Genomic DNA, 23094 nt, shown 5'->3' with positions numbered 1-23094 from the left:
CAGATGGGAGTGTCAAAAATTGAAAACCGCCCCAAATTTCTCAAAACAAGTCTGGCTTCCGCCGTGGCATTCGGCATGATCCTCGCTTATCCTCAGCATGGCCGGGCACAGTCCGATGCTTCGGCAGCTTCATCATCCAGTGATCATGGCCAGGATTTCCTCGACCGTATGGACGCGGCTGAGACTCGCTTCCACGACAAGGCTTCAAGCTGGAAGAAATCCAACCATGATTGGAAATCAAAAGGTGCTGACTGGCAGAAAGCGCAGAAATAGCGCCTGAAGGAGTCGGGCGACTACCTGAAATCGAAATGGTCCTCAGATAAGGAAAAGCTTGTCGGAGACGCTGACAGTCTGAAGAAAAAATCCGTCGCCTTGTCCGACGCGCGGAAGAAGAGCGTCGAGGCAGGGCGTCAACGCGTCAAGAATTGGCGGGAATCCCGGCAGCGCCATGACCGTAAACTCAGCAATTTCGTGTCAAAAACGAAAAAGGATTTCAAAGATCTGTCGCATTAGGCCGACGCGGATCTCAGGAATTTACGGTCGCGTGGTTTCAGTGCCTGAACGGGTGGAGAAGATTTCCCGGAGCCGCGCGGCCTCTGTTCTCAAAGTTTCCTTTGTCAGTTCGGGCAGATGCGGGATAGAGGCGCATGGAAGCGGCCCGCCAAAATGCAGGATGAGATCCGTGTCATCAGCATGAGGCGCGCCATTCATCACGATCCCGGCAATCGGGAGTTTCCGTCTGCGCAAGGCTTCCAGACCTAGAAGCGCGTGATTGATGCTGCCCAGCCCGGTTCCGACCACAAGGATGACGGGCAGATGGCATGTCGCGATGAGATCAATCATGAGCTGCCCGGCATTGAGCGGCACCATTAATCCCCCAGCCCCTTCAATCACGAGGGGGCGCTTTGTGGCTGGCAGGGAGATGCGCGATAAATCAACATGGCCCCCGTCGCGTCGCGCCGCACTCCAGGGTGAGAGAGGGGCATCAAATTGATAAAGGGGCGCATGACAGCGTTCAGGCGGTAACCCTGTCAGGGAGGCCACGTCCGCTGTGTCGCCAACATCCTCGGCAAGGCCGGTTTGCAGGGGCTTCCAGTAATCGCCATCAAGAGCCAGCGTTATGAGTGCTGAGACGAGCGTTTTACCAACGCCTGTGCCCGTGCCGGTGATAAAAAACCCGGTTCTTCCGTTCTGATCAGCTTTCATGCCGAGCCTCCTGCGCAAGATATATGCCGATCGCGACCTCATAAGTCATGGACGCGCCCGCCTGGTCAAACAATGTCAGGATACGCGTCAATGCTTGGGGGGTGAGTGGGCGCCTCGCAAAGCCGGATGGTGCCGCGCCGATACGTCTGATATCCCGCAAAAACTGCCGCCCGCTCCCGACCGGGTCGGTCAGGCGATGGGCGGACCACGTACCCGTGCCATCCTGCGGGAATTCCGCCTTGAGAGTCGTCAGTGACGGCCATGGGCCAAAACCCGCGGAAATGCCAGCGGCGGCGCAGGCCGTGTGCCACTCCCGAAAACTGCACTCAGCAAGCGTCGAAAGCGCCATAACCCCCTCATCTCGCAACAGGCCGCGAAGTTGCTGAAAACTCTCCCTGCGATTTTGGAACCATTGCACGCAGAAGTTGGAGCATATCAGGTCAAAAGACGGGGTCAGGCTGGGGCGTTCACCATCCATCGCGATGTAGGTGATCCGTCGCGCGGGATATTGCATGCGCATCTTCTCGCGGCATCGTGACAGCATGTCTTGGGAGAGATCCGTCACAATCAGCTCGGATTGCGGGAAGAGGTTGAGCAGCGCCGCCGTCATCAGCCCCGTGCCGCTGCCAATTTCGAGAATGCGCCTCGGAGCTGCACGTGCGATGTAAATCCCGGCAAGCTGGTCGCGCAATAATTTCGCTGTCCGCGCCTGCACGCGCGCGGCTTCATCATAAAGTGTGGCGCGGCTGAAACCCCGCGCGACGTCAGCCGGGTTCATGGGTGCAAGTCGTCAAGAATATTTCTGATAAATCGGGCGCATGAATGTGGCTGGGCAAGGGGGAGCATATGGCCGCCCTCTGCCCATGCAAGATGATGCAGATTTTCAAAACACATGCGGGATAAAGGCGGAGGAATGAGCGGATCGTCAGATCCGGCGAGCGCATATAGCGGAGGCGTCATGATGCGTGCCTGATGTCTGGCGTCATTCGCCGTGAGGTCAGCGAGGCCAGACATCAATCGATTCGTAACAGGATTATTGAAAGTGCTGCTGTCACCAATATTTTTCCGGAAAGTGGTGATGACATCCTTGGGCGCGGTGGCAAGGCGACGTGACATGCGCGCAGGAATGGAGGGTGCCTGACCCAACGGGAAGTCTTCGCCGCGTGTGAAGCGGGTGAAGCTATTGATCAGAATGACGGCGCGGCAATGGGTCAGATTTTGTTTCAGAAACCACAGCCCGCCCGCGGAATGCCCAATGGCGATGAAAGGGCGGGTCGGCAGGGTCAGGAAGGGCGCGGCGCCGAAATAACCGGCCTCAAGCTTTGTGACGGCAAGCGGCGCCAGGAGAGATGCCACATCGTTCCATAATGTGGCGTCGTAGCCCCAGCCATGCATCAGGACCAGTTCAGGCGCTTCACCCGCATTTCCCGTTGCGAGATCAGGATGATGGACTGTCATCGGGTGCCGATCACATCATCGTGGATTTCGATCAGCTTCTCGGCGCAAGTGAGCACATCCTCCCGCGTCAGCCCGGCATGGAGGGCCAATCTCAGTCGCGCCGTATGACTGGGAACCGTCGGAGGGCGGATCGCGGTGGCGTAGATATTTCCCTTCCTGAGTCGGGCTGCGATTTCGAGAGCCGCCTCATTATCACCAATCATGAAAGGGACGATCTGCGTTGATGAATCCCCTGTCGCAAGTCCGGCTTCATGAAGCTTCTGCCGCAGGCATGCCGCCATGGCGGCCACGTTTTCCCGTTCCGCCGTCATGTCTGGCAGGAGATCAAGCGCCGCGTCGATGGCCCCGAGGATCGGGGGGGCGATGGCCGTGCTATAGATAAAAGAGGTACAGTGATTGATAACCCAGTCGCGCAGGGTTTGGGACACGGCAATAAATGCCCCCATTGATCCCATGGCCTTGCCACATGTGCCGAGTATAAGATCAGGCTTGACCACACTGGCAAGGCCGCACCCGGCCTCCCCCAAAATGCCGGTTGCGTGAGCGTCGTCAATATAGAGAAAAGCGTCGTAACGATCCGCCAACAGGCGGAGATCTTCCAACGGTGCGCGGTCGCCATCCATGGAGAAGACGCTTTCCGTGACGATGAAACGCAGCCCCTTTGAGGTGGTGTCGCGTTTGAGAAGGTCCTGAAGATGGTTGACGTCATTATGACGAAAGCGCTTCTGCCTCACTCCCGCCGCGTTGCACGCCAAATGCAGGCTCGCGTGATTAAGTCGGTCCATATAGATGGAAGGTGCCTCGCCAGTGGCCTCCATCGACAGGTTGAGCAGCGCCGATAACACGCCGATATTTGCCTGAAACCCAGATGGAAACAATAAGGCGCTCTCAGTGAATTTGAGCGCGGCAAGTTTCGACTCAACCAACTCATGCGCGGCAAGTGTGCCGGAGACGAGGCGGGACGCACCCGCGCCACTCCCATATTCTTGCGCCCATAAGGCCGCGCGGGATGCCAGCTTCTTATGGTGGGACAGGCCGAGATAATCATTGCTGCGGAAATCATGGAGCCGCGCCGCATGCGTGACCGTCGCGGGATGCGCTGGCAGCGCCTGCCGGAAAATCCCCGAGTTTTTCCGCTGCGCGAGCGATTTCTGGAAGATAGAGTCAAAACGAGACATGTGCCTTCGTGACGCTAAGCGCTCCGCTTGTCAATTCCCGCCTCGAAAATGGCGGCGGCGCTGCTTTTGACCTCTTTTCAGTATGGCGGTAAATGAGTCGTCAGATCCCGTTAAAATGGAAGTGACTCGATTAATGGCGCGTCCCGGCGGCAATCACCTCTGGTTGCCTTACACTCAGATGCAAACAACCACACCGCCTCTGACGGCCGCGCGCACGACGGGCACAACAATCATTCTCGAAGATGGACGCCATCTGGATGACGGTGTCGCTTCCTGGTGGACGGCATGCCACGGCTATAACCACCCGGACATCGCCGCTGCTGTCCGTCGCCAATTGGATGACATGCCGCATATCATGCTGGGCGGAATGGTTCATCGCCCGGCATTGGCATTGTCAGAGACGCTTGCGACGTACCTGCCCGGCGATCTGGATCACGTTTTCTTTTCCGAATCCGGTTCCGTCGCGGTGGAAGTCGCTTTGAAAATGGCGATCCAATATTGGCTCAATAAGGGGCAAACGGGTAAGACGCGCATTCTCTCATTCACCGGTGGCTATCACGGCGATACCCAGGCCACCATGGCGATCTGTGACCCGGAGGAGGGTATGCACCACCTCTTCACGGGGGTTCTGCCGCGCCAATATGTGCAGCCCCTTCCCGTCACGTCTGAGGACGAGGCGGCTTTTGAGCGTTTACTCCAGCAATCATCCGACAACATGGCCGCCATGATTGTGGAGCCACTGGCGCAGGGGGCGGGGGGCATGATCTTCCATCCGCCTTCCATCCTCAAAAAACTGCGTGACCTCGCGGATCGCTATCGTGTCCTGCTGATTTTTGACGAGGTCTTCACCGGGTTCGGCCGGACGGGCACGATGTTTGCCTGTGAGCAGGCCGGAGCGGTCCCGGATATCATCACTTTATCCAAAGCTTTGACGGGTGGTACCATGGCGCTCGCCGCGACTGTGGCGCGCAAGCATGTCTTCGATGCCTTCCTGTCGGATGACCCGAAAGCGGCACTGATGCACGGCCCGACTTTTATGGGCAACCCACTCGCCTGCGCCTCTGCCTGTGCGTCACTCGAACTTTTCCGCCACCAACCCCGACTGGCGCAGGTGCGGAAGATCGCAGAGATCATGCAGCGGGAATTGGAGAAATGCCGGGATTTAGCCTCTGTGCGCGATGTTCGTGTCATGGGGGCGATCGGCGTCGTGGAGATTGAGGCGATCGAGGATATGAACCGACTTAGGGCGGCTTTTGACGCGTCAGGCGTGTGGATAAGGCCGTTCCGCAATATCATTTATCTGACGCCGGCCTTTACCATTGATGAAGCCACGTTGTGCCGCCTGACCGGCGCTATTTACGACGTGGTGCGGGCGGGGGCGTTCAGGAAATTGCCGTGACATATCGACCGAGCAAAAATCATGGCGCGCCGACGCGGCCAAGGGGCGCATAAAAAGCGGGTCACCCCGCCTTTTAAAACGTCAGATGCTCATTTTTCTCGAATCTGGAAGGAAAGTCCCTACGCGCCTGCGGCCAGATGCGCGCCGCGTGTGGCTGAGGTGAATTTGACTTTGACGCCGTTACTATTGCTCATAACCGCGCCACCAATACCGCGATCAAGCGTGACATCACCATTGAGCGCGGCATAGCCACCGTCAAAATCGTGTAGATTTTTCAGATTATAAACCGTGCCTATGGCAGTAATTTTTGAGAAACCGACGGCTGCGATATTCCCGCCGGAGACCTTAAAGCGGTACGCGCGCCCTTTGTAAGTGAGCTTGCCTTCACCCCAGGTGAAGCCGATCCCGATATCTGCGGATTTTGCCTCCAGCGGAAATGAGCCACCGGCTTTCCGAGAGCATCCGGGGCTGCCTGGGCGGGCGATGACAATGCGACAATTGATGTCGCAGAAATGGCGAAAATGGAAGAGTTGAATAAACGGCGTGAGATTGAGCGCATGATGAATGTTCCCTTCAGAAACACGACATGATGAATGGCTTAACACGGCGTGATACGTTATATTTTACGATACGGCGTGACGCCGTGATAAAATAAGATAGCAGGGTCGCGCACCAAACGGGGCGTTGCATCGTCCCCTCCATTCCCGGTGAAAGACCCATGCTGACACGCCCTCTCGGCGTATTGCGACAAATCTATCACGATGTTTCCTTAGGCGGAAGTCTCATCCCGTTTGCTCCACAATGGACAGTCAAGTTACAATTTAAAAAACAGCATGATAGGACGGTATTCGTACAACATGCAACAATGTCAAAGCCTTTCAGGTTCGGCTTCCATCAATGATCCGACAATAATTCTACAATCACGGAATTTTGATATCATCATGGAAATCTCCCGATAATGCGTCGCTTTCCATCCTATGCCAGAATCGGGAGATTTTGATTTTACAAACCGTCATTTTCAAGAGGTGACTCGGCTCCTTAGGATGTCCCGGCGCCGAAGGGGGGCGAGACGTGATTCACTATTTTACGCTCTGTCAATCAACTGGCGCGCGCCGAAATGATGTGAAGTAAAATCTCGTGCGCACACCATGTCCACACGCAATTAAGCAGAGTGGTCATCTGTTGAGAGAGTGAGTCCTAACGGCTTCGTTATTTTACGAAAACAAATTTTAAGAAGCGAATCGGATTGGTATCCAAAGCGTATATAAGAAAGAAATTGAGGTTCAACAGATTAGGAAAAAACTGGATTCTAAAAAATCATCCGTTAGGAAATTGAGTCCTTAATGGGCTGTTGATGACTCCTCCATATGCTGTCGAAGACGCCGGGAAGTGTCGACAGAAGATCCATTTGCAACCGTTTTAATCGGATGACCGCCATGACTATTTCGACTGACCGCTTTAGGAAGCAGGACGAGCCGACAACATCGCGTCAAAATGACGCACCCGCCCAGACGGATCATCACGAGCCGGAAAGCCCTTTCCGCGTTTCGGCGGAACTTCGTGGCGAAGCCTGGAACGAGTGGATCAGGTTTTATGATCCGGGCCGTCAGATCTCTTACTCAGGCTGCATCATGACCTATCACAAGGACGGCGCTATCATTTGATGTTCGGGGAAAGCGGTGTCAGCCCGAGTCACGCAGGTTTAGGTGCGCGTTGGAAATCGTGTCATCGGCACGCCACCACCAGCAAAGTGATCGTGGACGGTCAAGCTGCGGCAGGACATCCTCAACCGGGCCGGAAATCGACACGGCATTCGTCTCTGTCTCACACAGGGTCAGATGATGGCAGACCAGATCCGGCATATCGGCCTCCAGGAAACTATTGATTTTGGCCATCAGGAGAGCGGCCATCAACTCCGTCGTCGGGTCACCGGGCGTGACAATGATCCGACGGTAATTTTCCGGCTCATGCGTTGCAAACCAGTTGAGTAGATTGTCGCCCTCACCGAGTTGCAACGCGTGGTCAAGCTGTGTGTCAATGAAGTGGTGCCAGCGGCGCTTCACATCCGCGAAAGCCGCCACCATATTACGCTGACCATCCAGCGCCTTGGTGTTGCGTGCGCGGATTGAGACTGTCACATATTCATTATGGCCATGGGGTATGGCGCAGCGCGGTGCGGCATCGCTCAGTAAACGGTGCCCCATGGAGAAGCGCCGGGTGAATTGCAGGTCAAGCATTGACGTAATCCTGCCATCCCCGTGCCCGTAATTCACATGCCGGGCAGGTGCCGCATCCATATCCCCATGGGTGATGATGATCGCGATCCCCCAAATAACAGGAATGGCTTTCCTCGCGGATCAGCGACACAAGCGCATCGCCCCCGATCTCCCGCGCGAGCGTCCAGCCTTCCGCTTTATCGATCCACAACAAAGGTGTGTGGAGGACGAACCGCGCTTCCATACCGAGATTCAAGGCGACTTGTAACGCTTTGATGGTATCGTCGCGGCAATCCGGATAGCCGGAATAATCCGTCTCACAAACACCGGTAACGATATGGCGCATGTCACGCCGCACAGCCAACGCCGCGGCGTAAGTGAGGAAAAGAAGGTTACGGCCCGGGACAAATGTGCTGGGCAGGCCGGATTGCGTCATCCTGATCTCAGCCTCCCGCGTCAGGGCCGTCTCTGAAAGCGCGCCCAGTGTCCTGAGGTCTAGCACATGATCCGGTCCGAGGCGGGATGCCCATTCCTGCTTCAGGCGCGGCATGAGTTCGCGCAATTTCAAACGGCATGACATCTCAACAGCGTGACGCTGGCCGTAATCGAATCCCACCGTTTCAACACGGTCATAACGTTGTAACGCCCAGGCGAGACATGTTGCGGAATCCTGCCCGCCGGAAAATAAAATGAGAGCGGCATTATCGGAAAGCATCAGGGGATACCGATCAGCTTATGTGTCTGGAGGGAGAGGCGCCATTGAGGATGCGTCTGACAATAGGCAATCGTTTCCGCAAGATGCTTTTTATAATGCGGTCCATCCATCGGCTGAAGAAAGAAATGCCGGAACGCCCAATCGGAAAAACGCGCCGGGTCCATATTTTCTTGGGGGAAGATGAGCTTCAACTCATCTCCGCGGGTTTGGATTGTTTCAGGACCGGGTTTCGGGCTGATGCAAATCCAGTCAATCCCGTCAGGCGCACGGATCGTGCCATTACTCTCAATGGCGATTTCGAACTGCGCGCGATGCATGGCGTCGATCAAAACCGGGTCGAGCTGAAGGAGCGGTTCCCCACCCGTGAAGACGACATAACGCTGCGCGCGGCCTGCCCCCGTTTCATCCCAGACTTGCGAGATGACACGAACCAGACTTTCCGCATCAGCGAAGCGCCCACCATTGACGCCATCCACCCCGACAAAATCTGTGTCGCAAAATGTGCAATCGGCCTGCGCCCAGTGGGATTCGAGGCCGGACCATAAATTGCAACCCGTAAAACGGCAGAAGACTGCCGCGCGTCCTGAATGCGCACCTTCCCCCTGTAGCGTCGCAAAAATTTCCTTAATGCTGTAGGCCATGCACGCCATGTCGGTGAGGCGCGCGCAATATGCAAGAAAAAAATCAGTTGTGTTGTGCGGAATCCGCGTGGCGGGAGTGCACGGGCCTTATGTCCACGACGGTTTCCAACAGCGTCAGCGCGACGCCGCGATCAGGGCTGTTTCAAGGCGATCAAACGTGGCCGCGTCGCCGCGGGCGGCCTAATCGAAGCCATTCGGGCCTGTCGCGGAAACGTCGCGTCGCCACGCCCTGAGCGGCGCAGTAGCGCCAGAAATGCCTTGCTCGCGGATGCGAGAAGAGCGAGAAGAGAGGCGTGCCACCGACAAAGCTGAATCCGGCACGTGACATCATCACGCGTAATTTCTCGGCATGGACCGTAAGTTTATCCGCTATTTTCAAGCGCCATGCCGCGTCTTCCAGCGCGCTGGTGCCGATATGGAGGGCCAATTCATGGACCGGCCACGGCCCCAAAGCGGTGGCGAGGCGGGACATCACAGAGTGCCGCCCCAGCGCGAAACCGAGGCGCAGCCCCGCCAGCCCGTAAGTCTTCCCGAATGAGCGGAACATAATGACCGCCGGATTTTCCAGAAGCGCGGCGTGGGACGTCGTTTCAAAATCCGCGAAGGAGGCGTCGATGATCAGCGTGCCGCGGCGTTGCTCAATGAGGGCTGCATATTCTTTTAATTCCGTGAGGGTGTTTCGGCGACCGCCGGGGTTGTTGGGGCGGCACAAAATAGAGGTGCATCCGGGGTCGATGGCGTTTGTCATAAGGTCTGCTCGGGCAGTGCAGGCAATGCCCGCACCGCGCCAGCTTTCTTCATGCCCGGTATAAGTTGGTGTTTCCATATAGACGCGCGGCGGGCGGAGGAGATAGGGCAGGAGGCCGATAATGGCCTGCGTGTCCGGGGGGCGACAATCAGGCTGGCGTCACATCCATAGGCTTTGGCGGCGGCTTGACGCAGTCGTGCGAGGGTCTCTGCCTCCGGCAGCGCGCAAAGCGCGTCTTCGGGAAGGTTGCCTATCGGATAATGAAACGGATTGACCCCCGTCGATAAATCGTACCACGGTAAGGGCGCTTCGGGGAAAGCGCGCTGAAAGACCAGCACGGACCCGCCATACGCGCCGAACGCGCTGATATCAGGAATGACCGCATCATGATGCATGTGACGCCACCGCACGACCCTTATGTTTGACGGCCAGGTCACCCTCTGGGCCGCGCTGATCGCCTGTTTGCTGGACGCTTTATAGGGCTATCCGCAAGCTTTATTTCGTCGCATCGGGCATCCCGTAACATGGGTCGGGGCGCTGATCACCCTCATGGAGGCGCAGCTTAACACCCAGCCTCTCCCGGAAAGAAAGGGGCGGTGGCGGGGCATGTTATGTCTCGCCGCCATCATCATACCCGCCGGAATTTTCGCCGGCCTGGTGGAGTGGGGGATTGTGCACCGCTTCCTCTTCATGGCGCGGCCTGTGCTTCTCGAACTTTTCTGCGCCTTTCATCGCACAGAAAAGTCTCTGGCGCCACGTGTCCGATGTCGCACAGGCTCTGTCGCATCACGGGTTCGAGGCGGGGCGTCGCGCTGTGACTCGCATTGTGGGGCGAGACGTGCGCGCGTTGGATGAAAGCGGCGTTGCGCGCGCTGCGATTGAAAGTCTTGCCGAGAATTTTTCCGATGGCGTCATCGCGCCGCTTTTCTGGTTTCTTATGGCCGGGCTGCCGGGCCTTGCGCCTCTATGCGCGTGCCTGTGTCCTCTTTGTCACGATAATTGGATTGCTATGCACCGCCGCCACACGTTAAATATGCCCGCCCCTCGATCTGAACCTTCGATGGGGTCTAAACTTGTCAAATGAGGGTTATATGTCGTCCATGGCGTTTTCTGCCGATTTCACGCAGGAGCTTGATCAACTGCTCCGGTGGCGGCGGGATGTGCGGCATTTTCAGCAACAATCCGTGCCGGAACCTGTCCTTGAGGCGCTTTTGCATCGCGCGTCGATGGGGCCTTCCGTTGGGCTTTCGCAATCATGGCGGTTCATCCGTGTCGAAGACGCTGAGTGCCGTCTAGCGATCCACCGGGAATTTGAACGATGCAATCGCGCCGCCCGCGCGGAGTTGCCGGCGCGTGATGCAGAGGAATATGCGCGTCTCAAATTAAACGGGCTGAAGGACGCACCCCACCACATTGCCGTTTTTTTTGTCCCGGAACCAACGCAGGGGCGTGGATTGGGGCGGCGCACTATGCCGCAAACGGTCGAATGGTCCGTGGTCATGGCGATTTATAATTTCTGGCTAGCGGCGACGGTGCGCGGCATCGGCGTCGGCTGGGTGTCTATCCTTGACCCCGCCATAACGGGCCAAATCCTTGAGGTTGACCCTGGTTGGGAGATGATGGCGTATCTTTGCGTCGGCTACCCGAAGTCACTATCTGAAACGCCGGAGCTGGAAGAGAAAAACTGAGCGGCGCGACATCCGGACCGATCTCGATGGATTTACCGCTAGGTCAGATGGGCTTGAAGCCTAACGCGCCCGGCGAAGCAGGTCATCAAGATCAAGATGCTTTTCAAGGTGGTCAGCGAATCCATCCAATATATCATCCATCATGACCGATTTATCCGGCTGCATCGACTCCCGACCAATGCGCGCGAGGAGAGGTTTCCGCGCGTCATGCGTGTCAAAAAGCCCGTGCACATACGTCCCGAAGACGCGTCCATCTTCCGTTTGCGCACTGCTGGCTGAAGAGGCGGCGGCGATCAGTTTCTTAAGGGGGCCCGCGGGCGATGTCGTGCCACAATGAATTTCATATCCCCCAAAAACCCCTGACTTCCGGCCCTTTCCATCCAGAATATCGCCTTGCACGGCGATCAGCGATTTTTCCCGCCGAATCACTGTATCGACATCCAGCAACCCGATGCCGGACGCCTCCGCAATCCGCGATTCCACAGCTTCCGGGTCACGAATGGTGCGACCCAACATTTGATATCCACCACACAGACCACACACATGCCCACCTACGGCAACATGGCGGCGGATGGTCTCATCCCATCCGACCTGCTTCAATGTGGTCAGATCCTGAATCACGGATTTGGAGCCCGGCAGGATGATAAGGCGGGATCGCGGCAAATGCGGCGCGATGGGGGCACTCTTATCAATCCTGACGAGGCGGACATCGAGATCCGGCTCATCCAGGAGCGGATCAATATCGTCGAAGTTGGCGATGTGCGGCAGGATAAGCACAATAATATCCGCGACGCCCGCACGGTGGGAAACGGCTTCAAGGGAAAGACTATCTTCCGCAGGGAGACGGCGCAAATCGGGGAAAAACGGCACGATCCCCAACGCATCCCACCCCGTATGGCGCGAGATGGTCTCCATCCCCGCAGTGAAGAGCAACGTATCGCCCCGCATTTTATTGATAATGAAGCCGCTGACCTGCGCGGCATCATCGGGCGCGATAACGATTTTAGTGCCGGCGAGGTTTGCGATGACACCGCCGCGATCAATATCCCCGGCAAGGATCACCGGCAGATCCGCCGCGCGCAAAACCCATATTGGCAATATCATGTGCCCTGAGATTGACTTCCGACGCGGCACCGGCGTCTTCAACCAGAATTAGGTCAGATTTTGCAGCCAGTCGCTCATAGCTTTCCATGACAGGGCCAAGCAGATTGCGTTTGACTTGCTGATAATCCCGGGCGCTCATCTGCCGCCAGATCTGACCTTGCAGAATGATCTGCGCCCCCGTCTCCGCCATGGGTTTGAGGAGGACGGGATTCATATCTGTTTCAGGCAATGAACGGCAGGCAAAAGCCTGCAGGGCCTGGGTGCGGCCGATCTCCCTGCCATCGACGGTGACAGCTGCATTATTCGACATATTTTGCGGTTTAAAAGGCAGGACACGCAGGCCCCGCCGCGTAAAAGCGCGCGCCAGTCACGCGACAAGTGATGACTTGCCGACATTGGACCCCGCGCCCTGAATCATAAGCCCTCGCGCGCGGGCGGGGCCGCCCAGTGCCGACCTTGTGCCGCCGGGCGCGCTCAATATTCAATCCCCTCCCGCGCTTTGATCCCCGCATGGAAAGGATGTTTGACGAGCGTCATTTCGGTGACGAGATCGGCCGCTTCAATGAGGTCAGTCGGTGCATTACGTCCTGTGGCCACGATGTGCTGCATAGCCGGACGTTTGGCCAACCCGCTTAAGACGTCCTGGCAGGTGAGATATTTATAGCGCAACGCGATGTCTCGGGCTTTATCCTGCGTATCCTATGCACCTTTGATGAACTGGATGATCGCCACGCGTCGCCCATATCTGGCGCTGCGCAGGGCCATGCCGAAGGCGGCGGTGGATTTTCCTTTTCCATTGCCCGTATGGACGATCAGTAGGCCCTTTTCCCGATCATTTTCCGCGACCATACGGTCCTGCATGGCTTTGCGCTTCTGCATCTTGGCACGGTGATGCTCTGTCTCATCTGACATGAAATTCTCCTGATGATGGATCTACTTGATTTTTAACGGGTAGCCCGCGACCAGCATCTAAAGATGATCGGCCATGCGAGCGAGCTTCTGATTCATCTCACCCGCCTCATCCGCGAAGCGGCGCGCCAGCGCGTTTTCGGGCGTGATGCCGAGTCCGACCTCGGAGGACACAATGATGGTGGGTGCCTCCCGCTTACTGAGCATTTCACAAAGTTGCGCCGTTTCATTTGCAATATGACGGCCTGCATGGAGGAGATTGCTGAGCCAGAGTGTCAGGCAATCCAGTAAGACGGGCTTTTCCGTCTGCAGGGCGCTTTCGAGGGAAGGGGTGCCTCAAAGGTCTCCCACCTCACACCTCGCCGCGCCTGATGTCCGGCGATGCGTGCGCGCATAGACTCATCAAGGGCCTCCGCCGTCGCGACATAGCGCCAGGGCGGGGACATGCATGATTAAACTTTCAGCAAAGGCACTCTTGCCGGAACGCGTGCCTTTGTCAAAGACGGTCTGGGCCTGGCCGGTCATTGGCGGGCCCATCGGCGCGTTTTCCACCCTGCTGATTTTGGTGCTTGCACTGGCGGGTATTGACCTGTCTCTAGCGGTGCTCTGGGTTGTCGCGGCGCAATTTCTTGTGACGGGCGCGCTTCATGAAGATGGGCTGATGGACTCGGCGGATGGTCTGTTCGGTGGGCGAAACCCTGAGCGGCGTCTGGCCATCATGCGGGATGGCCGGGTTGGAAGTTACGGCGTCCTCGCCGGCGTTCTCGCAACGCTCGGCAAATGGTCCGCCTATCTGGCGATCTGCCGGACAGCATCCTTCGACATGGTTCAGACCTTATTTGCCCTGGCCTCTACGGCGGCGTTCGGACGTTTGGGGATGGTGCAGCTTTATCCCTGTCGAGACCGGCCCGGTCAGATGGCATGGCCAGCGAGATCACACTCGCAAAAGATAAATGCGTTGTGCCCATGCTGATCTCCCTGGCCTTCGGTCTTGAGGTCGGGGTGATCCCGACCGCGACGGCCCTTTTGGCAAGCTGGCTTCTGGCGATGGGGGTCGCGCGATATACGCAGCTTAAAATTGGTGGTTACACGGGCGACATCCTTGGTGCGACCGCCATCATCGTTGAGCTCGCCGCCCTCACAATCTACAGCGCCATGGGGGCGACTGTTGGTGAGGGGGCGCGGCGTCACGCCATGATTTGAGGATTAAGGATCAGAACGCCAACCGATCCCCCTTCTGTGCCGAAAGCCATGGCACCGCCTTTGGGCGTGAAGGTGATTTGCGTGACGGCGTCATTTTGGCTGTCTCCATAGCGAATGGGCAGGATCTGCTCCGATGAGAGATCAATCAGAATGATCGTGCCATCTTCAAACCCCGCCGCGATGGCGTCATGACAGGGATGGGATTTGACAGACGTGCAGAAAATCCCATTCAGCCACGCGAGCTCCCGCGGCGCTTTGCCCATGGGCCCACCCCCGAAAAACGGCCATAAAAACGAGCGCATCCGCACCGGATGTCGCAAGCCAGCGCCCATTGCGGCTGAAATCAAGTGATGTGACCTTTTTTGGGTAACCACTCATCCGCATATTATGACCGTCTGAAAGACGCCATCCATGCAGGTCATTCTCCTGCATCGTCGTCACAATGGCGTCGCCTTTAGGATGAATGGCGATACCGGTATGACTGCCCTTCCAAAACAGGCTGCGCACATTATTGGCGTCCGAATTGACGAACCAGGCGGAGGCGCCATTATAATGCGAGGTGAAAACACGTTTGCCCTTGGCGTCAAGAATGATGCCGGTCACTAAGGAAGGGTGATCCAGCTCTTTCAGTGTTCTTTCCCCGGTAGCATCCCGCAATTCCATCGACTTCTCGTAGGAAAAGGCGATGTGCGTCGACGTCACCGCAAGATTTTCAACCCAGCGTCGCCCTTTATAAAGAGCGGTCATGTCGCTGGATGTGCGGGTCCGTGTCAGGCAGCAATCCTCACTCCCTGACAATACAGCATCACGCTGCAACGGATCGGGAGAGAGGCAGGTAATGGCCGCTTCATGCACGCGGAGACGTGCCAATTTTCCGGTGAGCGGGACGCGGCCAACGGGGCGAAAATCATGTCGCCATCCAGCGTGCCGACGGCGAAAGCCAACCCGTCCGCGGTGGCTGTCAGGGCCGTGATCGGGCTTTCAAACGGACGCTCCGCCCCATGAGTCGTGACGAGAGGCTGAGGGCGTTGCTGGGTGTCGGTCATCATGATTTGCAGGCTTCAAAACCGCGTCGCAATTGCGGTCGATTGAGATTGCGCCCGATAAAGACGATGCGCGACTCCCGCTTTTCCCCCGGTTTACACGGGCCGATATAATCGCCATCCGCCAGCATATGCACAGCCTGGAAGACAAAACACTCTTCCTTGCCTTCAAAATAAAGAATGCCTTTGGCACGGAGGATATCCGGCCCCTGAGGCTGCAAAACCGGCCCGATCCACGCATTGAATTTCTGCTCATCAAGGGGTGCCTGCGTAGCAAATGACATGCTGGTAATGCCCTCTTTATGCCCATGCGAGTCATCGGTGAGGAAATTCGGCATTGTTTCAAGCGCGCGGTTCAGGTCGAACCCACCCCGATCAAGTATCTTATCCAGCGCCACCGCGCTTCGAGACGCGCGGTGGATGGCGACATGCGCGTTGATCTGCCGGATACGGGACGTCACGGCCTCAAGATGCGCCGCATCGACCAGATCCGTCTTTATTGAGGATGATCACATCCGCGAAGGCGATCTGACGGACAGATTCGGGGCTTTCATCGAGTGTGGTCAGGATGTTGACGGCGTCAACGACCGTGATGACCGCGTCAAGCCGGGCTTTCTCCCGTAGGTTTTCATCGAGGAAAAAAGTCTGCGCGACGGGGGCCGGGTCCGCAAGCCCGGTGGTTTCGACGATGATTCCGTCAAACTTCTGACGCCGTCGCAAAAGGCTGCCCAGAATACGGATCAGATCGCCACGAACCGTGCAGCAGATACAGCCATTATTTGTTTCAAAAACTTCCTCTTCCGCATCCATGACGAGGTGATTATCAACGCCAAGCTCGCCGAACTCATTGATCAGCACGGCAAATTTGCGGCCATACTGCGCTGAGAGAATATGGTTGAGCAACGTGGTTTTGCCTGCACCGAGGAAGCCGGTCAAAACCGTAACGGGTACTTTTTCTGATGACATATTGACGCCTTAACTCTTTTCGGCCCTGACCTAATGATGGGGCCTCGCGTCACTTTCAAAAGGGGGCCGCGATTGATTTCTGTCGGGCCTGATGGCACGTGCTTCTGCCAACCCGACGCCGATCAATAAAAACGCCCAGCCTCCCAATGGGAGGTTCAGGAAGTCGCTGGTGGAGGCGATCGGCCATTCCTGCACGATAAATGCCACGAACAGTCCCACCCGCCAAGCATGGTGACGCCCCTCTCGCGGCCATAATGCCATCAGAAGTGCGATGACCATCATCACAAAAAGGATCAATCCTGGCCACCCGCCATTGCTGAGTGCCTGGAGGTAATGATTATGCGCATGTTGCATGCAGATTGCCGCCCCACCCCCATCCGGGCGCTGCCCCAACGCGGTGAAACCGTGGAAATAGGCGGGCTGGGGGCACCCGTGACGGAATGCATCGAATCCAAGGCCGGTCCACGGATGTTGCGCGACGATCATCCAGACGCGGGTAAAAATCAGTCCGTAATGCGATTGCGCGAAATGCGCCAATTGCTGGTGGGCGAGGGCGATCAGATGATCCGTACTGCGGTGGGAGAAGAATTTGACGCCCAGCATGATGACCGGCGTTGTCATCAGGCCAATCAGGCCCACCCATCGATAGGGACGGTGAAGAAGCGCGCAGAGCGTAATGCCGAGCAGCATTAACGCTGTCGGCATGCGTTGACCTGCCAATATCAGGGCGGTTAAGGACAGGGCGGTCAGAATAACACCCAGAAGAACGCCGCGCCGCGTCGCCAGCCGGGTGTAAAGCGCGGCGAAAACCAGCATGAGCGTGGGCGGCGCAAGCCGTGATAAGGGCGCCGCCGCGCGGGAATGGGTATAGGGCCCTGTCAGCGTGCCATCCGCAGCACGCGGCACCCCGAAGAGATTGTGACCGAAGAGGGCCTGCATGAAAATCTGGATGGCAATGTAACATGTGCAGGCGCAGATAAGTCCCATAATCCATTGACGCGCCCACCCTTCACGCAGCGTCCAGCATTGCAGGGCGGCGGCAAAGAGGGCGAAACGTATGGAGAGGATGGCCTGGGTGAGGCCGGATCTTCCGACTCCGTCAAGGACAGGGAGGGAGCAGAAAATCTGCCACGCCCACCATAATAAGGCCCATTTCATCCAGTTTTCCGACAGAAATGACCAATCTGCCGCGGCGACACTCCGGATGAGAAAGAGAAAGCTCAGGGCGCTGATTGAAAATTCAGCCAAACCACGCCCATGGGTGAGGAAGAGGGGCAGCAAAATCGTCAGTAAGGTGGCTATTGGCGTGAAACGTGACAGGATGGCGGAAGAACGTGTCATGAGATGGTGGCAGCTCCGTAACAGGATACGCGATGCGAGGAGCATCCTCCCGTGACGCTATTGGGCAAATGGCTTATCGGGTTTTGTTGATGTTGCGTAGCACGAAAAACGTCACGATCGGTGCCAGGAGATACCCGGTCGCGACAAAAGCGATTATGAAGATCGATATCGCGGACAAGTTGGTGAGGTCTTCCCTCTTATGACGGCTTTCGCGATGATGCGTGCGCAAAATATGTCGCGGCAGCGGCACCTTGGGCGAAGCCGCATTTTACGGAAGATTTCCCCCCCGAAAGGCGGTAAACATCGCACTCAGACATGTGCCGGGGGAATTATGAAGCAAATGGAAGCCGCAGCGCAACGGGCAACGCGTTCGGACGGTCATGGAGAGCGGCGTGTCTACCAGCCGACGAATGGGCGCGCGCGCCTGACGGCCGTGCTGGATGATGTGCGGCGCGGACTCGAATTATCCCGCCTCAGCGTGGCGCTGGGCTGGCTGGATATCAAACTGCGTTACAGGGGGTCCATTCTCGGCCCTTTCTGGCTGACATTATCCACTGCCGTTATGATCGCCGCGCTGGGTGTGCTTTATGCGCGCCTCTTCCATATGCCGTTCCGGGAATATCTGCCCTTCCTGTCTATTTCCCTCGTGATGTGGAGTTTCATCAGCACTGTCTGGGGGGAGGGTGCGATGATTTTCGTCGATAATGCCGGACTCATCCTGTCGTCGGACGTGCCTTTTACCGTTTACATCACCCGCGCCGTTATCCGGAATTTCATTGTCATGGCGCATAACGTCGTCGTCATCGCCGTCGTCTTTTACCTTTGCGATGTCACGCCACGCAATGATCCGCTCATTCTGGCGGGGTTCGCGCTCTGGTTTATCGACAGCCTCGCTGTCATGACGCTGCTGGGCGTGCTGGGCGCGCGGTTTCGTGATGTAGGGCCAACTATTGCGACGGTGCTTCAGATTTTCTTCTTCATCACGCCGGTTATGTGGAAGCCCGAACTGGCGCACTCCATGGAGCCCTGGCTGATTTATAATCCGTTTTATCCATTGATCGAGATCGTCCGGCTCCCTGCAATGGGGCAGGCGCTTCCGATCAGAATCTGGGAGGTCGCTATGATCCATAGTGCGATCCTGATGGTCGTGGCTTTTCTCATTTTCGTCCGTTTTCGGGCGCGGCTCGCTTATTGGGTGTAAATATGACATCGCTTCTTATTGAAAAGATGAGCCTGTCTTTTCCCATTTACCATGCGGACAGCCGCAATCTGCGTCGTTGGCTGGGTGCGCGCGTGCAAAGTGCGAAGCGCGGCGCCACGGGGGGTGTCCTTGCGGAGGATGAGCGTCATCGCCTTTCCGTCCAGGTGTTGCGGGATATCTCTTTCTCAGTAAGGTCGGGAGAGCGTCTGGGCCTTGTCGGTCGAAATGGTGCGGGCAAAACCACGCTTATGCGGGCGCTGGCGGGGATTTACGCACCGCTTTCAGGTCGGATCACCATTGAGGGCCGTTCCAGCGCATTGCTGGATGCGCAATTGGGGATGAATCCGGAATTGACCGGGGCGGAGAATATTCGCCTGCGCTGTCTTTTTTCAGGATGCACGCGGAAGGCTTATCGCAGCGTGCTGGAGGACGTCGCCAGTTTTGCTGAGCTGGGCTCCTTCATCGACCTGCCTGTCAAAACCTATAGTTCCGGCATGGCGCTGCGTCTGGCTTTCGGTCTTGCTTCCGCGATCACGCCGCAGATCCTCTTGATGGATGAGTGGATGATGGCGGGGGATGTCCGTTTCATGGAGCGCGCCCGCCTGCGGCTGGAACGCCTGGTGGATTCGAGCGAGATTATGGTGCTCTCCTCCCATGTGGAAGACGTTTTGCGGCAATGGTGCACCAGGATCATCTGGCTCGAAGGGGGCGAGATCCGGCAGGATGGGCCGCCCGACGCGGTTCTGGATGCTTACGCTGCATCCATCTGACCTGCATTTGCCCTCGGGAGCGTCGGAGATGCCGCATCATCATGCCGGGCATTGCTGACGTAAAACCGCGTCCCGATAAGGGAGATGGGAAGGGGATAATGGCGCGAGTGACGGGGCTCGAACCCGCGACCTCCGGCGTGACAGGCCGGCGCTCTAACCAACTGAGCTACACCCGCGAAGCATCGTCGGACGATGCTGACTGATTGAGCAGGAAGCGCTTTGGACATCCGCGTCAAACAGTGAGAGGGGAACTACCAACACTTTCAGGGAATGGCAACAGGGTTAAGAAAGAAAATGCAGTTTTTTGGCTTTAAGCGATTTTAGATTTACCGGCGTAAGTGCGCCTTCGCGGGGCCGTCGCAAGTCAGCTGGGCCCCGTTATAAAAGAGGTCCGATCAGCCATGTTTCAACCTCCGGGCAGAACGTGACCGGCTTTATACGATGTCCTTGAGCTGGATGGCGACAGGTTTCAGGGCGAGGGGCAGGTAAAGGGGATGTTCCGGCCGACCGGATGCGGTGAGGCGCATGACATGAAGCTGATGTCCCGCCGCGGCGAGCTTTCGGGCAACATCCCGCCCACGTTGGCGCAATGCGGGATTGGTGGGGGATCCATAAGCAAGGATGAGTTTATCAGCCTTACGTGCCATCGTCAGAAGGACTTCGTCATTGCCTGGCCCGACAGGGTCAGTAACTTCCATAAGGCGTTTCTGATCCGTGCAGCGATAGGCAAAGCTGTTACCGACATAAATGGCGCCGTAACCCCACATACGCGCCCATTTCTGGCATTTCGCAACGGTGCGATCGTCGCCATACTCCGTCGCGACGGAGGGATTCATCATGATCCAGAGGAGGCTGGGCCGGGCGGCATCCCAGACACGGTGAAGCTGATAACGGTAGCAGGATTTTGGCCCGTCATAGATAGCAGTGCTTTCGACATCATCTTTCAGGCAGAGCGGGGTGGATGACCCGACAAGATGACCCTCGGGCGCGGAAACTTCACGGAAGAGCGGCAATAAACCAGCGCGGCGATCCTCCTTTCTCATGCTGAACCCTTGCAATGGCCTGGCGGCGCGGTTTGATCGATAAGGGTTTTTAAGCGGCGTTCGGCTTTTTGGGAAGGCGGATCTCGCATTTTGCGGCACCAATGCGGGCCGTCGCGTCAAGAGGCGCGGAGATGTCAAAGCGTTTTCACGCAGGCACCTCGACGAATCTTTCAAGCAAAGTGAGCGCCTATTTGGCCGCTTTTCGCTTTGCGATTTTGCGTTGGGACGGGGAAGCTTTTGGCGTGACACGGGCTTTCGGCTGAATTGCGCGCTTTTTGACGGGTGTCGCCTTGAGATGGTGCCCGATCGGTATCGGCTTCGCCGCCGTCGTGCCTGTCCAACCCCGTGTTTTGACATGCGTCCGGTACGTGGCGCGTTTAATATTGGCTTTGAGGACATGCTTCGCGTCAGTCCTCACCCGTCCGCCTGCCGCGCGCATGGGCGCCTGCGCCACCTGTATGTCGCGCGACTTGTAGGCGCGTCGTTTCTGACTGTTCCGCCGCCACGTGTTGCGGACAGCGATGCGGGAAGCGGAGGGCGAGGGCGATGCCTCATAACGCGCAACCATGAGATCAGCCGCCGAACGGTTGACAGGTGTCACACCTTTGATGCGCCGACCGATATTTGCGACATATTGACGCGTTTCCCGCGGGATGGCGCGCCCGGTTTTGAGGTAATTATCAAGGCTGCCCGGCCCGTAATTATAGGCGGCGAGAAAGCCGGGGGAGCCGTAAATTTCATACATCTGCCGGATGTAAGCTGTGCCTGCCAGAATATTATCGTGCGGATCATACGGATCAGGGCCGAGACGATATTGCGCCTTCAACTCGTCGTAGGTGGGCGGCATGAGCTGCATGAGCCCCATCGCGCCCGGCACGGAGGTGATAAGCTGCCCGCTGCGATCATAAAGATGGCCGCCGGATTCCTGATGGATCACGGCGCGAATCCATGTTTCAGGCACATCGAAACGTGAGGAGGCTTCTCTGATATAAGGGCCCCACGGGTCAGCCGGTGGCCCGGGTGGCGCGTAATAGCGCTTTGCGTGGCTGCGATAGGCAGCCTCCTCCTGCGAGACCGGCATGCCGGGCCGATGCGGCCCCTCGGCGCAGGCTGCAAGATAAATTGCGAGAAAAACGGGTAAAACCGCCCGCGTCAGGAATCGGCAGATCTGCCGGCAAACCGAGATACGGCTTAAGCGCGCATAAGATGCATGGTAACGCGGCATGGCGGCGGGCCTGACTTCTTTAAAATGAGTCCCCGTCCGGCAGAACCATGAGGAACTTCGATGACACTGTCGCGGATCATAATGCCATAAAAGCGGGAGGGTTCATAGAGATCTTACCGCGCTGGCCCGAAAGCGACGCGCTTGAGGCGCTTTATCGGTTGTGACGCAGGGTCTGATCGGGTAGGGCAGGAATATGCAGACATCCGCGCCCTCCAATATGTCAGAGAACGAACCGGACCTCCCCGTGCGCGGCCTCAGCCTCATGATGATGCGCGACATTTCAGGCGGTTTTAGAATGTCCCGCTACGCGGCGAAACTGGCCTGGACGGATATCCGCCTGCGTTATAAGGGGTCATTTCTGGGGCCTCTATGGCTGACCTTGTCATTTGCCGTCATGGTCGTGGCAATGGGGATCGTCTATGCCCGATTATTCCAGATCGATCTCGTCGGATATCTGCCTTACACAGCGATTTCCTTCGCCATATGGTTTTCCTGGTTTTCCCCGGTGGCCATGGAATCATGCGGGTGTTTCACCGCGGTACGCGCGCAGATATTTGCCGCCAAATTACCCCTTACCGTGCAGATTTTACGCACATTGATACGCAATAGCCTTGTGCTCGCGCATGTCATCCTGGTCCCGATTGCCGTTTTCATCTGGTTCGGCATTGCCTTGAAGCCGATGGCGCTCTGGAGCCTGGTCGGCATGGCTGTGTGGGTTGCTGATGGTTTCGCCGTCTGTATGGTTTTTGGCAGTATCTGCGCCCGCTACCGCGATATTCCCCAGATTATCGGCGCTGTCATGCAGATCGCCTTTTACGTCACGCCGATCATCTGGCAGCCGGAGCAACTCGGGGAGGATAGTCACTGGCTGCGGCTCAACCCGCTTTTCAGCCTTCTGACGATCGTGCGGGCACCCCTACTCGGGGCGGTGCCGCGTGCGGAAAATTACATTGTTGCGATCCTGTTCAGCCTTGTGCTGATTGGACTTGCCCTGATCGTGTTCCGTGCCACACGTTCAAAAATCCCTTATTGGATATAAG

Annotated in this window: 26 protein-coding genes, 1 tRNA gene and 4 pseudogenes; 11 read left to right on the top strand and 20 right to left on the bottom strand. The window is 57.2% G+C overall.

Annotated elements, in window-relative coordinates:
- The first annotated feature begins 3 nt into the window (after window positions 1–3).
- A complete protein-coding gene (locus tag AAYR33_07160; protein ID XAO70817.1) occupies window positions 4–273 on the top strand; it encodes a hypothetical protein in 270 nt (89 codons plus the stop codon).
- A 261-nt stretch (window positions 274–534) separates the two neighbouring features.
- Here the strand turns inward: AAYR33_07160 and bioD are convergent, their stop codons facing one another.
- Genes bioD through AAYR33_07140 form a run of 4 tightly spaced genes read right to left on the bottom strand, consistent with a single transcriptional unit; the run spans window position 535 to window position 3842 of the window.
- A complete protein-coding gene (bioD, locus tag AAYR33_07155) occupies window positions 535–1206 on the bottom strand; it encodes a dethiobiotin synthase (protein XAO70816.1) in 672 nt (223 codons plus the stop codon).
- A complete protein-coding gene (locus tag AAYR33_07150) occupies window positions 1196–1984 on the bottom strand; it encodes a methyltransferase (GenBank protein XAO70815.1) in 789 nt (262 codons plus the stop codon). The genes bioD and AAYR33_07150 overlap by 11 nt, the downstream gene beginning before the upstream one ends.
- A complete protein-coding gene (locus tag AAYR33_07145) occupies window positions 1981–2664 on the bottom strand; it encodes an alpha/beta hydrolase (GenBank protein XAO70814.1) in 684 nt (227 codons plus the stop codon). Before AAYR33_07145 ends, AAYR33_07150 begins: the two co-directional genes overlap by 4 nt.
- Window positions 2661–3842 carry an 8-amino-7-oxononanoate synthase gene (locus tag AAYR33_07140; protein ID XAO70813.1) on the bottom strand — a complete coding sequence of 394 codons (1182 nt, stop codon included), beginning with the start codon at window positions 3840–3842 and terminating at the stop codon, window positions 2661–2663. Before AAYR33_07140 ends, AAYR33_07145 begins: the two co-directional genes overlap by 4 nt.
- 115 nt (window positions 3843–3957) lie before the next feature.
- Between AAYR33_07140 and AAYR33_07135 the strand changes: the two genes are divergently transcribed.
- The gene (locus tag AAYR33_07135) at window positions 3958–5241 is read left to right on the top strand and encodes an adenosylmethionine--8-amino-7-oxononanoate transaminase (protein XAO72427.1); all 1284 of its coding nucleotides are present in this window, start codon (window positions 3958–3960) and stop codon (window positions 5239–5241) included.
- Between the two features lie 119 nt (window positions 5242–5360).
- Here AAYR33_07135 and AAYR33_07130 read toward each other — a convergent pair whose 3' ends face one another.
- The gene (locus tag AAYR33_07130) at window positions 5361–5846 is read right to left on the bottom strand and encodes a hypothetical protein (protein XAO70812.1); all 486 of its coding nucleotides are present in this window, start codon (window positions 5844–5846) and stop codon (window positions 5361–5363) included.
- An 831-nt stretch (window positions 5847–6677) separates the two neighbouring features.
- On the opposite strand from AAYR33_07130, the gene AAYR33_07125 reads away from it, so the two are divergent.
- Window positions 6678–6905 carry a hypothetical protein gene (locus tag AAYR33_07125; protein ID XAO70811.1) on the top strand — a complete coding sequence of 76 codons (228 nt, stop codon included), beginning with the start codon at window positions 6678–6680 and terminating at the stop codon, window positions 6903–6905.
- 18 nt (window positions 6906–6923) lie between these two features.
- Here AAYR33_07125 and AAYR33_07120 read toward each other — a convergent pair whose 3' ends face one another.
- The 5 genes from AAYR33_07120 to AAYR33_07100 all read right to left on the bottom strand — a co-directional run bounded on the left by AAYR33_07120 (window position 6924) and on the right by AAYR33_07100 (window position 9971).
- Window positions 6924–7478 carry a 6-carboxytetrahydropterin synthase gene (locus AAYR33_07120; protein ID XAO70810.1) on the bottom strand — a complete coding sequence of 185 codons (555 nt, stop codon included), beginning with the start codon at window positions 7476–7478 and terminating at the stop codon, window positions 6924–6926.
- The gene (gene queC / locus AAYR33_07115; GenBank protein ID XAO70809.1) at window positions 7471–8172 is read right to left on the bottom strand and encodes a 7-cyano-7-deazaguanine synthase QueC; all 702 of its coding nucleotides are present in this window, start codon (window positions 8170–8172) and stop codon (window positions 7471–7473) included. The genes AAYR33_07120 and queC overlap by 8 nt, the downstream gene beginning before the upstream one ends.
- The gene (gene queE, locus AAYR33_07110) at window positions 8172–8813 is read right to left on the bottom strand and encodes a 7-carboxy-7-deazaguanine synthase (protein ID XAO70808.1); all 642 of its coding nucleotides are present in this window, start codon (window positions 8811–8813) and stop codon (window positions 8172–8174) included. The genes queC and queE overlap by 1 nt, the downstream gene beginning before the upstream one ends.
- Before the next feature lie 151 nt (window positions 8814–8964).
- A complete protein-coding gene (locus AAYR33_07105; protein XAO70807.1) occupies window positions 8965–9639 on the bottom strand; it encodes an aminotransferase class I/II-fold pyridoxal phosphate-dependent enzyme in 675 nt (224 codons plus the stop codon).
- Window positions 9558–9971 carry a hypothetical protein gene (locus AAYR33_07100; GenBank protein ID XAO70806.1) on the bottom strand — a complete coding sequence of 138 codons (414 nt, stop codon included), beginning with the start codon at window positions 9969–9971 and terminating at the stop codon, window positions 9558–9560. The genes AAYR33_07105 and AAYR33_07100 overlap by 82 nt, the downstream gene beginning before the upstream one ends.
- A 347-nt stretch (window positions 9972–10318) precedes the next feature.
- Between AAYR33_07100 and AAYR33_07095 the strand changes: the two genes are divergently transcribed.
- Together AAYR33_07095 and bluB are read left to right on the top strand one after the other, a co-directional pair.
- Window positions 10319–10645, top strand: a complete 327-nt coding sequence (locus AAYR33_07095; GenBank protein ID XAO70805.1) for a cobalamin biosynthesis protein — start codon at window positions 10319–10321, stop codon at window positions 10643–10645.
- Between the two features lie 7 nt (window positions 10646–10652).
- Complete coding sequence (gene bluB, locus AAYR33_07090) at window positions 10653–11249, top strand: 5,6-dimethylbenzimidazole synthase (GenBank protein XAO72426.1); 597 nt, start codon at window positions 10653–10655, stop codon at window positions 11247–11249.
- 60 nt (window positions 11250–11309) lie between these two features.
- On the opposite strand, the pseudogene AAYR33_07085 reads toward bluB, so the two are convergent.
- From AAYR33_07085 to AAYR33_07075, 3 pseudogenes are all read right to left on the bottom strand, one after another.
- Window positions 11310–12720, bottom strand: a pseudogene (locus tag AAYR33_07085) (cobyric acid synthase).
- 107 nt (window positions 12721–12827) lie between these two features.
- A pseudogene (locus tag AAYR33_07080) lies at window positions 12828–13265 on the bottom strand (cob(I)yrinic acid a,c-diamide adenosyltransferase).
- Between the two features lie 57 nt (window positions 13266–13322).
- A pseudogene (locus AAYR33_07075) lies at window positions 13323–13657 on the bottom strand (bifunctional adenosylcobinamide kinase/adenosylcobinamide-phosphate guanylyltransferase).
- Between the two features lie 53 nt (window positions 13658–13710).
- Between AAYR33_07075 and AAYR33_07070 the strand changes: the two are divergent.
- Entirely contained in the window at window positions 13711–14235 is a 525-nt protein-coding gene (locus AAYR33_07070) for an adenosylcobinamide-GDP ribazoletransferase (protein XAO70804.1), read from the top strand.
- Window positions 14184–14465: an adenosylcobinamide-GDP ribazoletransferase gene (locus tag AAYR33_07065; protein ID XAO70803.1), complete on the top strand. Its 282-nt coding sequence runs from the start codon at window positions 14184–14186 to the stop codon at window positions 14463–14465. Before AAYR33_07070 ends, AAYR33_07065 begins: the two co-directional genes overlap by 52 nt.
- Here the strand turns inward: AAYR33_07065 and AAYR33_07060 are convergent.
- Window positions 14450–14728 carry a WD40 repeat domain-containing protein gene (locus AAYR33_07060; protein ID XAO70802.1) on the bottom strand — a complete coding sequence of 93 codons (279 nt, stop codon included), beginning with the start codon at window positions 14726–14728 and terminating at the stop codon, window positions 14450–14452. The genes AAYR33_07065 and AAYR33_07060 overlap by 16 nt on opposite strands.
- Window positions 14652–15320, bottom strand: a complete 669-nt coding sequence (locus AAYR33_07055) for a WD40 repeat domain-containing protein (GenBank protein XAO70801.1) — start codon at window positions 15318–15320, stop codon at window positions 14652–14654. Before AAYR33_07055 ends, AAYR33_07060 begins: the two co-directional genes overlap by 77 nt.
- Between AAYR33_07055 and AAYR33_07050 the strand changes: the two genes are divergently transcribed.
- A complete protein-coding gene (locus tag AAYR33_07050) occupies window positions 15315–15470 on the top strand; it encodes a hypothetical protein (GenBank protein ID XAO70800.1) in 156 nt (51 codons plus the stop codon). The genes AAYR33_07055 and AAYR33_07050 overlap by 6 nt on opposite strands.
- 40 nt (window positions 15471–15510) lie before the next feature.
- On the opposite strand, the pseudogene AAYR33_07045 reads toward AAYR33_07050, so the two are convergent.
- Both AAYR33_07045 and AAYR33_07040 read right to left on the bottom strand, forming a co-directional pair.
- Window positions 15511–16474: pseudogene (locus tag AAYR33_07045) on the bottom strand (GTP-binding protein).
- Between the two features lie 30 nt (window positions 16475–16504).
- Window positions 16505–17860: an O-antigen ligase family protein gene (locus tag AAYR33_07040; protein XAO70799.1), complete on the bottom strand. Its 1356-nt coding sequence runs from the start codon at window positions 17858–17860 to the stop codon at window positions 16505–16507.
- Between the two features lie 154 nt (window positions 17861–18014).
- On the opposite strand from AAYR33_07040, the gene AAYR33_07035 reads away from it, so the two are divergent.
- Together AAYR33_07035 and AAYR33_07030 are read left to right on the top strand one after the other, a co-directional pair.
- Window positions 18015–19016 carry an ABC transporter permease gene (locus AAYR33_07035; protein XAO70798.1) on the top strand — a complete coding sequence of 334 codons (1002 nt, stop codon included), beginning with the start codon at window positions 18015–18017 and terminating at the stop codon, window positions 19014–19016.
- Between the two features lie 26 nt (window positions 19017–19042).
- Window positions 19043–19786 (top strand): ABC transporter ATP-binding protein, encoded by a 744-nt coding sequence (locus AAYR33_07030; protein XAO70797.1) that lies wholly within the window; start codon window positions 19043–19045, stop codon window positions 19784–19786.
- A 99-nt stretch (window positions 19787–19885) separates the two neighbouring features.
- Here AAYR33_07030 and AAYR33_07025 read toward each other — a convergent pair.
- The 3 genes from AAYR33_07025 to AAYR33_07015 form a co-directional block, all read right to left on the bottom strand.
- A tRNA-Asp gene (locus AAYR33_07025) sits at window positions 19886–19962 on the bottom strand.
- Between the two features lie 258 nt (window positions 19963–20220).
- A complete protein-coding gene (locus AAYR33_07020) occupies window positions 20221–20829 on the bottom strand; it encodes a DUF1643 domain-containing protein (GenBank protein ID XAO70796.1) in 609 nt (202 codons plus the stop codon).
- A 187-nt stretch (window positions 20830–21016) separates the two neighbouring features.
- Window positions 21017–22054, bottom strand: coding sequence for a lytic transglycosylase domain-containing protein (locus AAYR33_07015; protein XAO70795.1), 1038 nt, complete (start codon window positions 22052–22054; stop codon window positions 21017–21019).
- Window positions 22055–22271: 217 nt separating this feature from the next.
- Here AAYR33_07015 and AAYR33_07010 point away from each other — a divergent pair, with 217 nt between their 5' ends.
- Entirely contained in the window at window positions 22272–23093 is an 822-nt protein-coding gene (locus AAYR33_07010) for an ABC transporter permease (protein XAO70794.1), read from the top strand.
- Window position 23094: the final 1 nt, after the last annotated feature.

The organism is Acetobacteraceae bacterium, assembly GCA_039613835.1.
GTDB lineage: Bacteria > Pseudomonadota > Alphaproteobacteria > Acetobacterales > Acetobacteraceae > Sorlinia.
Note: the sequence above shows the minus strand (reverse complement) of the source record. Positions and strands in the feature narration are given on the sequence as shown.

Excerpts from the sequence above, each read along its gene's own strand:
- AAYR33_07020 (XAO70796.1), bottom strand. The coding sequence starts at position 20,829 with ATGAGAAAGGAGGATCGCCGCGCTGGTTTATTGCCGCTCTTCCGTGAA.
- AAYR33_07120 (XAO70810.1), bottom strand. The coding sequence starts at position 7,478 with ATGCTTGACCTGCAATTCACCCGGCGCTTCTCCATGGGGCACCGTTTA.
- AAYR33_07105 (XAO70807.1), bottom strand. The coding sequence starts at position 9,639 with ATGGAAACACCAACTTATACCGGGCATGAAGAAAGCTGGCGCGGTGCG.
- AAYR33_07040 (XAO70799.1), bottom strand. The coding sequence starts at position 17,860 with ATGCTCCTCGCATCGCGTATCCTGTTACGGAGCTGCCACCATCTCATG.
- AAYR33_07145 (XAO70814.1), bottom strand. The coding sequence starts at position 2,664 with ATGACAGTCCATCATCCTGATCTCGCAACGGGAAATGCGGGTGAAGCG.
- AAYR33_07010 (XAO70794.1), top strand. The coding sequence starts at position 22,272 with ATGTCAGAGAACGAACCGGACCTCCCCGTGCGCGGCCTCAGCCTCATG.
- queC (XAO70809.1), bottom strand. The coding sequence starts at position 8,172 with ATGCTTTCCGATAATGCCGCTCTCATTTTATTTTCCGGCGGGCAGGAT.
- AAYR33_07065 (XAO70803.1), top strand. The coding sequence starts at position 14,184 with ATGGCCAGCGAGATCACACTCGCAAAAGATAAATGCGTTGTGCCCATG.
- AAYR33_07030 (XAO70797.1), top strand. The coding sequence starts at position 19,043 with ATGAGCCTGTCTTTTCCCATTTACCATGCGGACAGCCGCAATCTGCGT.
- AAYR33_07050 (XAO70800.1), top strand. The coding sequence starts at position 15,315 with ATGCACGCGGAGACGTGCCAATTTTCCGGTGAGCGGGACGCGGCCAAC.
- AAYR33_07140 (XAO70813.1), bottom strand. The coding sequence starts at position 3,842 with ATGTCTCGTTTTGACTCTATCTTCCAGAAATCGCTCGCGCAGCGGAAA.
- AAYR33_07150 (XAO70815.1), bottom strand. The coding sequence starts at position 1,984 with ATGAACCCGGCTGACGTCGCGCGGGGTTTCAGCCGCGCCACACTTTAT.
- bluB (XAO72426.1), top strand. The coding sequence starts at position 10,653 with ATGTCGTCCATGGCGTTTTCTGCCGATTTCACGCAGGAGCTTGATCAA.
- queE (XAO70808.1), bottom strand. The coding sequence starts at position 8,813 with ATGGCCTACAGCATTAAGGAAATTTTTGCGACGCTACAGGGGGAAGGT.
- AAYR33_07060 (XAO70802.1), bottom strand. The coding sequence starts at position 14,728 with ATGGGCAAAGCGCCGCGGGAGCTCGCGTGGCTGAATGGGATTTTCTGC.
- AAYR33_07160 (XAO70817.1), top strand. The coding sequence starts at position 4 with ATGGGAGTGTCAAAAATTGAAAACCGCCCCAAATTTCTCAAAACAAGT.
- AAYR33_07070 (XAO70804.1), top strand. The coding sequence starts at position 13,711 with ATGATTAAACTTTCAGCAAAGGCACTCTTGCCGGAACGCGTGCCTTTG.
- AAYR33_07135 (XAO72427.1), top strand. The coding sequence starts at position 3,958 with ATGGAAGTGACTCGATTAATGGCGCGTCCCGGCGGCAATCACCTCTGG.
- AAYR33_07015 (XAO70795.1), bottom strand. The coding sequence starts at position 22,054 with ATGCCGCGTTACCATGCATCTTATGCGCGCTTAAGCCGTATCTCGGTT.
- AAYR33_07035 (XAO70798.1), top strand. The coding sequence starts at position 18,015 with ATGACGGCTTTCGCGATGATGCGTGCGCAAAATATGTCGCGGCAGCGG.
- AAYR33_07125 (XAO70811.1), top strand. The coding sequence starts at position 6,678 with ATGACTATTTCGACTGACCGCTTTAGGAAGCAGGACGAGCCGACAACA.
- bioD (XAO70816.1), bottom strand. The coding sequence starts at position 1,206 with ATGAAAGCTGATCAGAACGGAAGAACCGGGTTTTTTATCACCGGCACG.